14 protein-coding genes and 2 tRNA genes are annotated in these 12956 nt (G+C 42.1%); 6 read left to right on the plus strand and 10 right to left on the minus strand.

Going from position 1 to position 12956, the window contains the following annotated elements:
• The first annotated feature begins 194 nt into the window (after positions 1-194).
• Positions 195-689, plus strand: coding sequence for a copper resistance protein NlpE (locus tag PV763_RS00715; protein WP_004279475.1), 495 nt, complete (start codon positions 195-197; stop codon positions 687-689).
• A gap of 66 nt (positions 690-755) precedes the next feature.
• On the opposite strand, the gene groL is transcribed toward PV763_RS00715, so the two are convergent.
• The 4 genes from groL to PV763_RS00735 all read right to left on the minus strand — a co-directional run bounded on the left by groL (position 756) and on the right by PV763_RS00735 (position 4615).
• Entirely contained in the window at positions 756-2390 is a 1635-nt protein-coding gene (gene groL / locus PV763_RS00720) for a chaperonin GroEL (protein WP_004279474.1), read from the minus strand.
• 70 nt (positions 2391-2460) lie between these two features.
• Positions 2461-2751, minus strand: coding sequence for a co-chaperone GroES (locus tag PV763_RS00725; protein WP_004646315.1), 291 nt, complete (start codon positions 2749-2751; stop codon positions 2461-2463).
• 168 nt (positions 2752-2919) lie between these two features.
• Positions 2920-3696 carry a metallophosphoesterase family protein gene (locus PV763_RS00730; protein WP_420937210.1) on the minus strand — a complete coding sequence of 259 codons (777 nt, stop codon included), beginning with the start codon at positions 3694-3696 and terminating at the stop codon, positions 2920-2922.
• Positions 3677-4615, minus strand: a complete 939-nt coding sequence (locus PV763_RS00735) for a diacylglycerol/lipid kinase family protein (protein ID WP_420937211.1) — start codon at positions 4613-4615, stop codon at positions 3677-3679. The genes PV763_RS00730 and PV763_RS00735 overlap by 20 nt, the downstream gene beginning before the upstream one ends.
• Before the next feature lie 417 nt (positions 4616-5032).
• On the opposite strand from PV763_RS00735, the gene PV763_RS00740 reads away from it, so the two are divergent.
• Together PV763_RS00740 and PV763_RS00745 are read left to right on the plus strand one after the other, a co-directional pair.
• Positions 5033-6862 carry a phosphoenolpyruvate carboxykinase (GTP) gene (locus PV763_RS00740; RefSeq protein ID WP_004279470.1) on the plus strand — a complete coding sequence of 610 codons (1830 nt, stop codon included), beginning with the start codon at positions 5033-5035 and terminating at the stop codon, positions 6860-6862.
• A gap of 135 nt (positions 6863-6997) precedes the next feature.
• Positions 6998-7420: a hypothetical protein gene (locus tag PV763_RS00745; protein ID WP_420937212.1), complete on the plus strand. Its 423-nt coding sequence runs from the start codon at positions 6998-7000 to the stop codon at positions 7418-7420.
• Positions 7421-7493: 73 nt separating this feature from the next.
• Here the strand turns inward: PV763_RS00745 and PV763_RS00750 are convergent, their stop codons facing one another.
• Together PV763_RS00750 and folD are read right to left on the minus strand one after the other, a co-directional pair.
• Complete coding sequence (locus tag PV763_RS00750; protein ID WP_278356797.1) at positions 7494-8162, minus strand: 50S ribosomal protein L11 methyltransferase; 669 nt, start codon at positions 8160-8162, stop codon at positions 7494-7496.
• Positions 8163-8316: 154 nt separating this feature from the next.
• Positions 8317-9165, minus strand: a complete 849-nt coding sequence (gene folD, locus PV763_RS00755) for a bifunctional methylenetetrahydrofolate dehydrogenase/methenyltetrahydrofolate cyclohydrolase FolD (protein WP_420937213.1) — start codon at positions 9163-9165, stop codon at positions 8317-8319.
• Between the two features lie 153 nt (positions 9166-9318).
• Between folD and PV763_RS00760 the strand changes: the two genes are divergently transcribed.
• Positions 9319-9392 (plus strand) — tRNA-Cys (locus PV763_RS00760).
• A gap of 10 nt (positions 9393-9402) precedes the next feature.
• Positions 9403-9488: transfer RNA gene (locus PV763_RS00765), tRNA-Leu, on the plus strand.
• Between the two features lie 151 nt (positions 9489-9639).
• Here PV763_RS00765 and PV763_RS00770 read toward each other — a convergent pair.
• The 3 genes from PV763_RS00770 to PV763_RS00780 all read right to left on the minus strand — a co-directional run bounded on the left by PV763_RS00770 (position 9640) and on the right by PV763_RS00780 (position 12108).
• Positions 9640-10542 carry a helix-turn-helix transcriptional regulator gene (locus tag PV763_RS00770; protein WP_420937214.1) on the minus strand — a complete coding sequence of 301 codons (903 nt, stop codon included), beginning with the start codon at positions 10540-10542 and terminating at the stop codon, positions 9640-9642.
• 154 nt (positions 10543-10696) lie between these two features.
• A complete protein-coding gene (locus PV763_RS00775; RefSeq protein WP_004646307.1) occupies positions 10697-10900 on the minus strand; it encodes a hypothetical protein in 204 nt (67 codons plus the stop codon).
• 215 nt (positions 10901-11115) lie between these two features.
• Positions 11116-12108: an NAD(P)H-quinone oxidoreductase gene (locus PV763_RS00780; protein ID WP_420937215.1), complete on the minus strand. Its 993-nt coding sequence runs from the start codon at positions 12106-12108 to the stop codon at positions 11116-11118.
• Between the two features lie 130 nt (positions 12109-12238).
• On the opposite strand from PV763_RS00780, the gene PV763_RS00785 reads away from it, so the two are divergent.
• Positions 12239-12583: a thioredoxin family protein gene (locus tag PV763_RS00785; RefSeq protein ID WP_005107508.1), complete on the plus strand. Its 345-nt coding sequence runs from the start codon at positions 12239-12241 to the stop codon at positions 12581-12583.
• 69 nt (positions 12584-12652) lie between these two features.
• On the opposite strand, the gene PV763_RS00790 is transcribed toward PV763_RS00785, so the two are convergent.
• Positions 12653-12925, minus strand: a complete 273-nt coding sequence (locus PV763_RS00790) for a hypothetical protein (protein ID WP_004279462.1) — start codon at positions 12923-12925, stop codon at positions 12653-12655.
• Positions 12926-12956 lie beyond the last annotated feature (31 nt).

Below are 12956 nucleotides of genomic sequence, written 5' to 3' on the forward strand. Positions count from 1 at the left end.
TAGCGTTCAGAATTGGTTAACGAAACAGCATAAAGTGACTTTAAACTTGGCTAAAAATTCTTAAATCCTGCTCACTTATCAATAACTCTGGCCTCATTCACCTAATGAATCAAACTTTAACAAGATTGCCCTATTTATCTGTACTGACTACTTTTAATGTAATTCATAACAAATAATTTAATAGGGTTAAAACAATGAAAAAATTAACGCTTACTGCTGCGATAGCAGTCGTTCTTGCAGGAGCTTTAACCGCCTGTTCAAAGCCCAATGATAATGAGCCGATGAGTAATAATGCTCAACCCAGCCCAGCCATGATGGAGCAAAATAACGCGGATACTAGTGTGAACCGTGCTGATAGCGCAGAAACTTCGCTAGATTGGGCAGGTGAATACGAAGGTGTTTTTCCTTGTGCTGACTGTGAAGGGATTAAGGTCGAGTTAGATCTCAATCCGGATAAAACCTATGAGCTAAATGAGGAATATTTAGGTAAAGCTGGAAATAATGAGACGGAAACTAAAGGTAGTTTCAGTTTTGACCCTCAAGATCCTTCAATCATCACATTAGATAACAAAGCTGAAAACCGTAAATTCTTTGTTGGTGAAAATTTTGTTGAAGCACGCGAGATGAAATCAGGTAAAAAAATCGACAGTAATTTAAATTATAAATTAGTTAAAAAGTCCGCATCATAATTTTGTAAACGCATAAAAAAATCCCCGCTATTGCGGGGATTTTTTATGAAATGCTCGGATGATGAATTACATCATGCCGCCCATACCACCCATGCCACCCATATCAGGCATTGCAGGTTTGTCTTCTGGGATTTCAGTGATCATGCATTCAGTGGTCAGCATCAAGCCAGCAACAGAAGCGGCGTGCTCAAGTGCAGAACGCGTTACTTTAGCAGGGTCAAGAATACCCATTTCCAGCATATCGCCATATTCGCCAGTTGCAGCGTTATAACCGAAGTTACCTTCGCCATTCTTCACAGCGTTGATCACTACAGAAGGCTCATCACCTGCGTTAGATACGATTTGACGAAGCGGTGCTTCAATCGCACGACGAAGAATGTTGATACCTACGTTTTGGTCATCATTCGCGCCTGTTACGCCTTCAAGTGCAGATGCAGCACGTACTAGTGCAACACCACCACCCGCAACGACACCTTCTTCAACCGCAGCGCGAGTCGCATGAAGCGCGTCATCTACACGGTCTTTTTTCTCTTTCATTGCAACTTCAGTTGCAGCACCGATTTTGATGACAGCAACACCGCCAGCAAGTTTCGCTACACGCTCTTGAAGTTTTTCTTTGTCATATTCTGAAGTAGATTCTTCGATCTGTGCACGGATTTGCTGTACACGGTCAGCGATTTGGCCAGCATTACCAGCACCATCTACAATTACAGTATTTTCTTTAGATACAGTTACTTTATGTGCTGTACCCAAGTGATCAAGCGTCGTTTGATCCAGCTGCATGCCGATTTCTTCAGAAATCACAGTACCGCCAGTCAAGATCGCGATGTCTTGAAGCATAGCTTTACGACGATCACCAAAACCAGGTGCTTTCACCGCACATACTTTGATAATACCGCGCATGTTGTTGACAACAAGTGTCGCAAGCGCTTCGCCTTCAACATCTTCAGAAATGATTAAAAGCGGTTTGCCAGTTTTAGCAACAGCTTCAAGTACTGTAATCAACTCACGAATATTGCTGATTTTTTTATCAACAAGAAGAATGAATGGATTTTCAAGTTCAGCTGTTAAAGTATCTTGCTTGTTCGCGAAGTACGGAGAAATATAACCGCGGTCAAACTGCATACCTTCAACTACGTCAAGCGAATCTTCGAAGCCTGAACCTTCTTCAACCGTGATTACGCCTTCTTTGCCCACTTTTTCCATTGCTTGCGCAATCAGCTGACCTACAGTCGTGTCAGAGTTAGCAGAAATCGAACCTACTTGCTCAATCGCTTTAGAGTCTGATGCTGGTTTTGCAGTTGCCTTGATATTCTCAACAACAGAACGTACCGCAATATCGATACCGCGTTTCAAGTCCATTGGGTTCATACCCGCTGTTACTGACTTGATGCCTTCATTCAAAATTGCTTGTGCCAATACAGTTGCAGTCGTTGTACCATCACCTGCGATGTCATTGGTTTTTGAAGAAACTTCACGAACCAGTTGAGCACCCATGTTCTCGAACTTGTCTTTCAGCGTAATTTCTTTGGCAACAGTGACACCATCTTTAGTGATGTGCGGTGCACCAAAAGAACGGTCGATAACAACGTTACGGCCCTTAGGACCCAAAGTAACCTTTACTGCATCTGCAAGGGTGTTTACACCAGCAATCATTTTTGAACGAGCTGAATCACCAAATTTTACGTCTTTAGCTGACATATTTGACTCCGAATATTGTTGTATCTTTACAAAATCTGATTTGGAATGAATAAAACTTTTTTAGCGCAGATTAAGCTTCTAATACCGCTAAAATGTCAGATTCTTTCATGATTAAAAGCTCTTCGCCGTTTACTTTTACAGTAGTGCCTGCATAAGTACCGAACAATACTTTGTCGCCAACTTTTACGTCTAACGCGCGTACGCCATTGTCAGTGATTTGACCATTACCAACTGCAATGATTTCACCTTGAGCAGGTTTTTCAGCAGCCGAACCTGGAAGTAAAATGCCCCCAGCTGTTTTAGTTTCTTCTTCAACACGACGAATAACAACGCGGTCATGTAATGGACGAATGTTGCTCATAAATAACTCCATCAGACTAAGTCTTTTTTAGGTCACTGATGACGACTTAATTATTCCATGGGTCATCATCAAAAATTTTTGATGTCACTTTTATGGAGATGGAATAAAACGCTTCAAGGGCAAAAATGAAAAAAAATTGGTTTTTTTTAACGAATCATAGGTTTTCGTCTATTTATTCGGCAGATCAGCCTTCAACATAAAGGCTTGTGCCACTTCATCGAATAAATATTGAGAAATTTTTCCTGTGGCATCAATCAGATTAAAGCTGTTCGGTTCATCTTTATGTAGACGATTTGACGCAGAAGTCCCTGCATGTACATCATATACAGGATGATCCATCCCCAATCCGAACATCTGATTCAAATCATAAATCGCCGGTTGATGCAGATGCCCATGCAACACCCCAAACAGACCATGCTCTGCCCAGGCCTCTAAAGCAATTTTGGCCATCAATGGGCTGTCCTTGAAACCGCGCTTATTTTGAAAAGGCACATAAAAAGGCTGATGGCTGACAATGATTTTTAATTTGGAAGCAGGCGCCTGCGCCAGCGTCAGGTCAATACGCTGAATCTGCTCAAGGGATAAATGCCCTTTGGTATGATATCGACGTCGGATCGAATTCACCCCAATCAGATAAAAATTTTCAGTTTCAAATATTGGCTCCAATTCACCAAAAAAAATCTGGTAACGGGTAAATGGATTGAAAAGCCGATTCCACAAATGATAGAGCGGAATATCATGATTCCCCGGGATCACCATATAAGGCGTATTGAGCTGATCTAAAAATTTTTTGCAGGCAAAGAATTGACCCAAACGTGCGCGCTGAGTCAGGTCACCACTGATGACGACGGCTTCAAGTGGATGGGTCTGACAGAAATGCCGAATCGCTTCTAAACACTCCGGCTTCTCTGTTCCAAAATGCAGATCAGATAGATGCAGGATCATGTGGCACCATTACGTTTAGGCTATCTTTTAATACAGAAATATTGAGTGGCGGGGCCATTTCCACAATTTCCCCATCAATCGCTACCATCAGTTTCTTGGCTCGGGATTCGATTCGAACTTGATCGGCTGCAAAACTATAAACATCCGATGCCTGGTCAATCTTGCCACGAATCAGCTGATACACTAGCTTAAATAAAGTAAGCTTATCACTTTTAGAAACTACAACTCCCGCCACTTTGCCTTTTTCAGCCGCTTCTGCAATGCGCATTTTCATATCCGCCAGTTGCAAGGGATTATTGCCAAAAAAAATCAGTGGTGTTTTTACCGGATATTTCTTTTGATCCACCCAGATTTTTAGTTTTAATTCTTTACGGTCGCGAATTAAAACATCCAGTGCAGAAGTATAGGCATGTAGCGGTAAGCGACCAAAAATACGATTATAGTCTTCACGTTTTTTAATAAATAAAGGATATAGACCTAAACTGGCATTATTCAGATAAATTTCCTGATTGATACGAGCAACATTCATACGTTGTGGCTGTCCTGTCGCAATCACTTTTGCCGCTTCAAGCAAATCCAGCGGAATCCCCAATAATCTGGCCACATAGTTAAAAGTCCCTAAAGGCAAAATACCGACAGGAATTTGCGTATTCAACACATGTTTGGCGACTGTATTTAAAGTGCCATCTCCGCCTGCCGCAACGATGATTCCTGACTCGCTAGATGCCAAATGCTGTTCAAGCACCTCAACCATAATTTTATCAAATTGCTGTGAATCATTGATTTCATAAGCTTTAGTTTGATAACCCTGCGCTGAAAATATATCGATCAGCTGTTCATAAATGCCTTCTGGCCCCTGTATGCGAAAACCAGCTTTGTGATTAAAAATCAGCGATAAGGGTTTAGATTGATTAGACATTTTTCGCGCAATTTCATTGAAGCCTATTGGCATTTTGTCCAATTCATAGACAATTAACAGTGGCTTTATGTAAAATTCAAATGGCAACCATTTATTTAATCAATAATGAATATTAGAGATCTTATAAAATTAAGATAATGATTTTAATATTAATTTTTAAAATAAATACCATTCATCATTTAAATAAATAGAATCAATAATTCAAATATTTAATTTTATCTTGTTGTTTTACTTGTATTTATAAATAAAATAGCATTATATTCCAAAAGAAATCTAGCACTTCTTTGGTCTTATTTTTTTTATCATTTTATGCTTTAATACAGCCACTTTTTTTCATATTTCATCTGGGCGATATTTTTTATTGCTCGGATTGTACTTTGTACATCTAATTTGTACACATTTGAGATAGGCCTCACCATGACCCAAGTGAACGCACCAGAATTCGTTCGTCACCCTAAGCTTATTGCTTGGGTGGAAGAGATTGCTAAATTAACAAAACCAGCAAAAATTGAATGGTGTGACGGTAGCGCAGAAGAATATCAACGTTATATCGACTTGATGATCGCTAACGGCACAATGCAAGCGCTGAATCAAGAAACTCATCCTGGTTCTTATCTTGCAAATTCTGATCCTTCTGACGTAGCACGTGTTGAAGATCGTACTTACATCTGTTCTGAAAACAAAGACGATGCTGGCGCGACCAACAACTGGGAAGCACCTGCTGTCATGCGCGAAAAATTGAACGGTTTATTTGACGGTTCAATGGCAGGTCGTACACTTTATGTGGTTCCATTCTCAATGGGTCCATTGGGTTCTCATATCGCTCATATCGGTATCGAGTTAACTGACTCTCCTTACGTTGCAGTAAGCATGTCTAAAATGGCTCGTATGGGTAAAGCTGTTTATGACGTTCTTGGTACTGACGGTGAATACGTTCCTTGCGTACACACTGTAGGTGCTCCGCTTGCGAACGGCGAAAAAGATGTTGCATGGCCTTGCAACAAAGAAAAATACATCGTGCATTACCCAGAAACTCGTGAGATCTGGTCTTATGGTTCTGGTTATGGCGGTAACGCATTGTTGGGTAAAAAATGCCTGGCATTACGTATTGCATCATTTATGGGTCGTCAACAAGGCTGGTTAGCTGAACACATGCTGATCCTTGGCGTGACCAATCCACAAGGCGAAAAACACTACATCGCAGCTGCATTCCCATCTGCATGTGGTAAAACAAACTTCGCTATGTTGATTCCACCAGCAGGCTATGAAGGCTGGAAGATTGAAACTGTAGGTGATGATATTGCCTGGATCAAACCAGGTGAAGACGGTCGCTTATATGCAATCAACCCTGAAGCTGGCTTCTTCGGTGTAGCGCCTGGTACCAACACCAAGACCAACCCGAACTGTATGGCAACCATGCACAAAGACGTGATTTATACAAACGTCGCTGTGACTGACAACGGTGAAGTATGGTGGGAAGGTCTGACTAAAGAAGCGCCTGCCAACCTGACTAACTGGAAAGGTCAACCACACACTGGCGAAGAAAAAGCAGCGCATCCAAATGCTCGTTTCACAGTTGCAGCTGGTCAATGCCCTTCTATTGACGCTGACTGGGAAAATCCAGCTGGCGTGCCAATTTCTGCGTTCATCTTCGGTGGTCGCCGTGCAGACACTGTGCCTCTAATTTCAGAAGCATTTGACTGGGTTGACGGTGTTTACAAAGCTGCAACGATGGGCTCTGAAACAACTGCTGCTGCTGTTGGTCAACAAGGTGTTGTTCGTCGTGACCCGTTCGCGATGCTTCCATTCGCGGGCTACAACATGGCAGATTACTTCACGCACTGGTTAGAAATGGGTGAGCAAGTGGGTGCGAAAGCTGCTGCTGCTGGCAACAAACTTCCAGGTATCTACAACGTGAACTGGTTCCGTCGTGATGCTGAAGGCAACTTCGTATGGCCTGGTTTCGGTCAAAATATGCGTGTTCTTGAGTGGATCATTGACCGTTGTGAAGGTCGTGCTGATGCTGTTGAAACACCAATCGGCCTAGTTCCTACTTACGAACAGCTGAACTGGACTGGTTCTGACTTCACTAAAGAACAGTTTGACCTAGTAACTTCTCAAGACAAAGATCAATGGATCAAAGAGCTTGAAAGCCATACTGAATTGTTCGACAAGCTAGGTGAGCGTTTACCAGAAGCGTTAAAAACTCGTCAAGCAGAACTTATTGCTGCGGTTAAATCTGCTTAATTGCTGATTTAATTTAAAAAAGGTCGCGTAAGCGGCCTTTTTTATTGACTGTTTAAACAATTGATCACAATTGACTAGAGCAGCTGCTTAAGCAAAATATGGCATACTTAAACCAAGACTTCAGGAACTATAAATATGAAAAGAACAACAGTAATTTTGGCTGTGGTTGCAAGCAGTTTTGTACTGAGTGCATGTCAGACCACACCCCATCAATTCAATGGACAAAGTGGCTATGAAATTCTGGAACGTTCAGGCAATACAGCAACCCTGAGCTACACCCTTTCAGGACGACCAAGCCAGGATGAAAACCGCTTGCAAGCTGCCTGCAGACACGTATTAGGAAATTCCAAAACTTACAATATCCAGATTTTAAGCACCAATGAAATTTTTAATCCAACTGTGGAACAGGAAAACTATGGCCGTCAACTGGGTAATAGCCGCACGCAAATCAGCTTGAGCAATACGCCTGATTTACATAATAGCGAGAACCCGGGTGCACGCGAAGCCTTAGAAGCCCGCCCAACGACCATGCGCGTTATTCGTTATACTTGTTCTTAATATCTGATACTTAGTTACTTAATCAGAGCAAGACAATCAAAAAGGGCTAACCACCCTTTTTGATTTTTCAACTTTAACGTGTTTTATAGAAACTGACATTACGAAATTCTGGTGATTCATCCAGATCCGGCCAGGTCGTAGCACTACGCTCATCCAGTTTTTCATATTGAGGATGACTAAAGTTTTTTACTCGACTATCTGCAACCCAGACTTCAGGTGCAAATTTTAAAAACTCATCCAGGAAGAAACGGTTGCACTGATCATAAAGCACATCTGCGGCTAACAGAATATCCACCTGCTCTGCCTTATACAGATCATCCAGATATTCAAGCTCGACATCATTTAGCTCTGCATTGGCACGACAAGCATCTAAGCTCACTTGATCGATGTCACAGCAAATAACGCGTTTTGCACCTGCCATTTTCGCTGCAATCGCCACTACACCTGAACCTGCGCCAAAATCCAGTACAACTTTATCTTTGACATGATGCGGCTCTGCCAATAGCCATTGAGCCATCGCCAAGCCTGAGGCCCAGCAAAAGATCCAATACGGTGTATCGTTCCAGATGCGACGGATGACTTCATCATCCAGCTTATCTGTTGGGAATACTGGCGGAATCAGCCACAGGGAAATTGGTGTATCCGGCAATTGCTGTGCATGCAGCTCACAGCATGGAATCACATCATGCAAGGCTTCTAGTAGATGTTCTGGGGCTTTGGAGAATTGGAAAGTACAGCTCATTGGATTTTTATTCGTTATATGTGTCAGAAGAACTCTTATATTTTAGATATTACCCTCATCCCAACCTTCTCCCACAGGGAGAAGGAGCATCCATTATTTTCACAATGAACTTCCCCCTCTCCTTTCAGGAGAGGGTCAGGGAGAGGTCTGTTTATTAACCTAGCGCTTTCTCAGCAGCTTCAACCGTTTGACGGATTAAAGTGGTAATCGTCATTGGACCTACACCACCCGGAACTGGTGTGTAAGCAGAAGCAATTTCTTCAATGCCAACAAGTTGGATATCACCAACACCACCGCCATCACGTGGATGGAAACCAGCATCAACAACCACTGCACCTTGTTTGATCCAGTCTTTTTGAATTAATTCTGCTTTACCTACCGCACCGACAATGATATCTGCTTGCTTAACAAAGCTTGCAAGATCTTGAGTACGTGAATGGCAAATGGTTACGGTTGCATTCGCTTCTAGCAGCATCGCAGCCATTGGTTTACCCAAAATTGCAGAACGACCTACAACTACCGCATGTTTACCAGCGATTTCAATGTTGTTCTCTTTCAGGATAGTCATAATACCCGCAGGCGTCGCTGAACCATAGGCTGCCTCACCCATTGCCATACGACCATAGCCCAGGCAAGTGACACCATCTACGTCTTTTTCAAGCGAGATTGCATCGAAACAGGCACGCTCATCAATTTGCGCAGGAACCGGGTGCTGAAGCAGAATACCGTGCACATCAGGATTTGCATTTAATTTTTCAATTTCAGCCAATAATTCTTCAGTTGTGGTTTCTTTAGGAAGTTCCACTTTGAATGAATCCATACCAACACGGCGGCAGGCATTGCCTTTCATGCGAACATAAGTTGCAGATGCACCATCGTCACCTACCAAAATCGTCGCAAGAATTGGAGTACGACCTGATTTTGCTTTCAGCGCTTCTACGCGAGTAAACAAGTCAGCTTCAATTTGCTTCGCCAATGCACGACCGTCTAGAACTAATGCCACGGCACTTCTCCCAAGTGTTGATATGAATCAATTTTGCACATTCTACATGAATAATTTAAATATTTTCCGCCAGATGATGTTTTTATGCGCATACAGATGAATACACTATTGTTTTTTTTTCTGAGCTTGCTAATATACGCATCAACAAGACGCGGCGGGGTGGCAGAGTGGTCATGCAGCGGACTGCAACTCCGTGGACGCCGGTTCGATTCCGACCTCCGCCTCCATCTTGTTAAAGCCCGAGTGGTGAAATCGGTAGACACAGGGGATTTAAAATCCCCCGCCCACAAAGCGTGCCAGTTCGAGTCTGGCCTCGGGCACCATTCTTCTACTATAGAAAGATGGTGCAAATAAAGAACCCAGCGAAAGCTGGTTTTTTTATGTCTGTAATTTAGTTAGTCAAAAAATAAGTAAATTAAATTCCCATTTAAAGTGTCATCATTAATCAGGCCCTCCTGCTCTGCTTTCTCAATATCATCCAGCAGAACGTAAATATCCTTGCAAATCCTGTTCCAGTTTCTGCTGAAAATGAATCGGCTCAATAATTTTCACATAGGGCAACCAGTAACGCACCAAAGGCAACAACTGCATTTCGTGACGAATCTGGCAACTGATCACTAACTCTCCAGTCTCGGCTTCCTGCTCGATCTGCTGTTCTGGAAATAAACGGCGCTCTTTAAAAAAGACCGTGACTTCAGGTTGTACCCTGATTAAGACTTGCTGCTTTTGCTGCCCAAACCAGATGCTGTCTTCATCTGCCAGCATTTTCAGTATTTCAGGATCATGCGCAAAGCTCTCCGCCTTAGAAACCAGCTTGAGCTGTTGCACCTGACTTAAGCGATAAGTGCGCAACTTGTCCTGATCTACGCCCACCAGATACCAGATACCATGATGGTGAATCAAGCGATAAGGCTTAATGATTCGCAATTGATCTGAATATTGCAACTCAACCTGCTGACGTTTATAGATTGCACCTGCAAGCAGCTTGAAATGCTCGGCAAACTGTTTGGCATCTTCAAAATAATAGCCTTTTGCCGAAAATACCTGATTTGCCCGCTCATCCAGCAGTTCACGCATAAAAGACATATCCAACGCCGGATACAACTCACTGATCCCCGAAAGCTGGGCAAAAGTCTGGATATCCTGCAATTTAAACCGCCCTAAATAAGAGGGTTCCAGATAATATCGTTTCTGTTCATCTTGAAGTAAGGGTAAGTAAGAGCCTAGACGATCAAAATCGCGCTCAATGGTGCGGGTGCTGACCTGAAATTCTGCAGCTAGCTCTGCAGCCCGGAGTTGATATCCGACGTTTAATTTGGTCAAAATTCTGGCTAAACGCTCTGCAAGACGCTCATGTGTTGAAGCTGGGCGCTTCATAAATCCCCACTTAATACATTCTCATGTACTTATTTATCGCTAGATGTTGAATGATTATACTGAATGCCGATCAATGAATAATATTAGGACAAAGTCTAAGATATTTTTTTTGCATCAGATCTTGATCCTTTATTCACCCTAAAAATACAAGATCTTATTTGGATTTTCTGGATGCTTTCTTGCTTGAATGACGATTTTGTATTGTTAATCTTTCTATATAACGCTCCAGATGCAGCATCGCCCGATACATTTTATGTAACTCTACCCAACTGATGGTTCCGCGAATAATCATTTTATGAATACGTCGTAATGCTCTTAAACTATGTTTTGAACTATATGCTGTTGAAATAATTTTCATCTTATTTTCCCTCTCACATTCATGTGAATGTTTAACCATTTGGTCGGAATTATCTATACATGCAATTTACGTGTCATAATTGACAGGTTGTGTCGAACGGTTAACATTTTTTAATTTTTATTCAAGATTTTATATATTTATTTGTAATAATATTTTACTTAAAATTAAAAAAAGCCAGTAAAATTACTGGCTTTTTTTGAATCACTTATCTCGTATTAAATAATTTCAACTACAACTTTACCCACATGCTCTCCAGTATCCATTGTGGCATGAGCATCCTGAATCTGATCGAACTTAAACGTTTTATAGATCATCGGGAGACATTCGCCTTTTGCCCACAATGGTGCAATCTGCTCTTTCAGGCCTTGTGCAATTTCCGCTTTTTCAGCCGTGCTGCGTGCACGCATGGTCGAACCGGTAATGGTCAGACGTTTCATCATGATTTGACCCAGTTTGACTTCTTTGGCCTTGGCACCACCCAAGAAAGCGATATAGACCAGACGTCCATCACGGCGCAACAAATTCAAATTACGCTCTAAATATGGTGCACCGACCATATCTAAAATGACATCGACACCACCATTGTCAGTGGCTTCATTAATAACTTGCTCAAAGTCCTGAGTTTTATAATTAATAGCCGTGGTTAAATCAGAAATAGCCGCAACTTTTTCATCTGAACCGACAGTTGCAAAAGTTTTGATTCCGAGTGGTTTACACAACATTAAAGCAGTCGTACCAATCCCGCTCGTTCCACCATGTACCAGTACAGTTTCTCCTGCTTTGGCCTTACCCATCTGGAACACGTTCGCCCATACAGTAAAGAAAGTTTCAGGAATGGCCGCTGCCTGTACAAAACTTACACCTTCAGGAATATTCAAGGTCTGGCTTTCAGGTACGACGCAATATTCAGCATAACCGCCACCATTGGTCAGGCCACAAACCTTGTCACCGATTTTAAACTGACTCACATCGCTACCAACCGCAACCACCTCACCTGCCACTTCCAGGCCAGGAACTGGCGTTACCCCTTTCGGCATCGGATATAAGCCTTGACGCTGCAGGATATCTGGACGGTTAATACCAAAGGCATGAACTTTCACCAGAACTTCATCTGCTTTAGGTTCAGGTACAGTCACCGTTTCATAAGCGAGTTTATCGACACCACCTGGTTCTGTAATAATGACTTGCTGCATGGTTTGTTGCGACATGATTTCTTTCCCTAATCTATGCATTTTATATATCTTGGACTTATTTGAACATAGTTAGCATGAGGAATGAAGCTACATCGGACTTATGTATAATCGGGGGACTATTCAGGAAATTGATAATAGGCCAACCATGACCCAAGTGATCGAATATAACGAAAACAATTACAGTGATTTTGAGTGGTTTGAAGGTTTTGCCGTGATTCGCTTTTATGCAGACTGGTGCAAGCCCTGTGTTCAGAATTTTCCGATCTTTGCCGAACTGGCGACATACTATGCTGAGGTAAATCCTGAAGTTAAATTTGGCAAGATCAATGTGGATCAGTCTCCGATTTTAACCTTGCGCTATAATGCCTATGGTTTGCCTTCTACGCTTATTTTTAGAAATGGAGAAATTATTAAAAGGATTGCAGGCGTGAAAAGTTTAACCGAAATGAAAGCAATTCTGGCCTTAGTCCTCAATGATTCTTATGAATAATTACCCATGTGAAGCCAAATCTAACAAAAATATTTCTTTTAGTTCACTATCTAAATACGGAGCCTTTAATTAACTACGCCCTTTATATTCCTTTACCATTCGATCACTCACATCTTCCGGATAACACAGCGGCGCATATCCGCCTGCACGATTATAAGCACTACGCTTACCACAACGACTACCATTACTTGCAGTATTGTAAGGACACGGACAATTTCCCGGATAATTCTCAATCGACTGCTGGATTATTTTTTGCTTGATTGCTTCAACGCTTTGGCTGCTCTGTTTGGCTTCAGCTCCAAAAGCCACACACAAGCCAGCCAGCAATATTAATTTTTTCATATATTCCCCAAATCTAGGGAGTATTGTATTA

The sequence above is a fragment of the Acinetobacter sp. AS5 genome, assembly GCF_048957595.1.
Taxonomy (GTDB): domain Bacteria; phylum Pseudomonadota; class Gammaproteobacteria; order Pseudomonadales; family Moraxellaceae; genus Acinetobacter.

Excerpts from the sequence above, each read along its gene's own strand:
- PV763_RS00715 (WP_004279475.1), top strand. The coding sequence starts at position 195 with ATGAAAAAATTAACGCTTACTGCTGCGATAGCAGTCGTTCTTGCAGGA.
- groL (WP_004279474.1), bottom strand. The coding sequence starts at position 2,390 with ATGTCAGCTAAAGACGTAAAATTTGGTGATTCAGCTCGTTCAAAAATG.
- PV763_RS00725 (WP_004646315.1), bottom strand. The coding sequence starts at position 2,751 with ATGAGCAACATTCGTCCATTACATGACCGCGTTGTTATTCGTCGTGTT.
- PV763_RS00730 (WP_420937210.1), bottom strand. The coding sequence starts at position 3,696 with ATGATCCTGCATCTATCTGATCTGCATTTTGGAACAGAGAAGCCGGAG.
- PV763_RS00735 (WP_420937211.1), bottom strand. The coding sequence starts at position 4,615 with ATGTCTAATCAATCTAAACCCTTATCGCTGATTTTTAATCACAAAGCT.
- PV763_RS00740 (WP_004279470.1), top strand. The coding sequence starts at position 5,033 with ATGACCCAAGTGAACGCACCAGAATTCGTTCGTCACCCTAAGCTTATT.
- PV763_RS00745 (WP_420937212.1), top strand. The coding sequence starts at position 6,998 with ATGAAAAGAACAACAGTAATTTTGGCTGTGGTTGCAAGCAGTTTTGTA.
- PV763_RS00750 (WP_278356797.1), bottom strand. The coding sequence starts at position 8,162 with ATGAGCTGTACTTTCCAATTCTCCAAAGCCCCAGAACATCTACTAGAA.
- PV763_RS00770 (WP_420937214.1), bottom strand. The coding sequence starts at position 10,542 with ATGAAGCGCCCAGCTTCAACACATGAGCGTCTTGCAGAGCGTTTAGCC.
- PV763_RS00775 (WP_004646307.1), bottom strand. The coding sequence starts at position 10,900 with ATGAAAATTATTTCAACAGCATATAGTTCAAAACATAGTTTAAGAGCA.
- PV763_RS00780 (WP_420937215.1), bottom strand. The coding sequence starts at position 12,108 with ATGTCGCAACAAACCATGCAGCAAGTCATTATTACAGAACCAGGTGGT.
- PV763_RS00785 (WP_005107508.1), top strand. The coding sequence starts at position 12,239 with ATGACCCAAGTGATCGAATATAACGAAAACAATTACAGTGATTTTGAG.
- PV763_RS00790 (WP_004279462.1), bottom strand. The coding sequence starts at position 12,925 with ATGAAAAAATTAATATTGCTGGCTGGCTTGTGTGTGGCTTTTGGAGCT.